The organism is Enterobacter sp. CFEC122, from assembly GCF_052983755.1.
Map to the genome: position 1 here is coordinate 1 of NZ_JBRIQR010000139.1, position 529 is coordinate 529.

1 pseudogene is annotated in these 529 nt (G+C 53.9%); it reads left to right on the forward strand.

Features of this window, described 5'->3' with window-relative positions:
• Positions 1-529: pseudogene (locus ACVCAM_RS26505) on the forward strand (IS5-like element IS903B family transposase); the annotation flags it as partial.

A 529-nucleotide genomic window follows, 5' to 3' on the forward strand; every position in this document is an offset into this window, starting at 1 on the left:
AGCAACACCTTCTTCACGAGGCAGACCTCAGCGCTATTCTGACCTTGCCATCACTACTGTGCTGGTCATTAAACGCGTATTCAGGCTGACCCTGCGGGCTGCGCAGGGCTTTATTGATTCCATTTTTTCTCTGATGAACGTTCCGCTACGCTGCCCGGATTACAGCTGTGTCAGCAGGCGGGCAAAGTCGGTTAATGTCAGTTTCAAAACGCCCACCCGGGGTGAAATCGCACACCTGGTAATTGATTCCACCGGGCTGAAGGTCTTCGGTGAAGGCGAGTGGAAAGTCAAAAAGCATGGCCAGGAACGCCGCCGTATCTGGCGTAAGCTGCATCTCGCCGTTGACAGTAAAACACATGAAATCATCTGCGCTGACCTGTCGCTGAACAATGTGACGGACTCAGAAGCCTTCCCGGGTCTTATCCGGCAGACTCACAGAAAAATCAGGGCAGCATCGGCAGACGGCGCTTACGACACCCGGCTCTGTCACGATGAACTGCGGCGTAAGAAAATCAGCGCGCTTATCCCA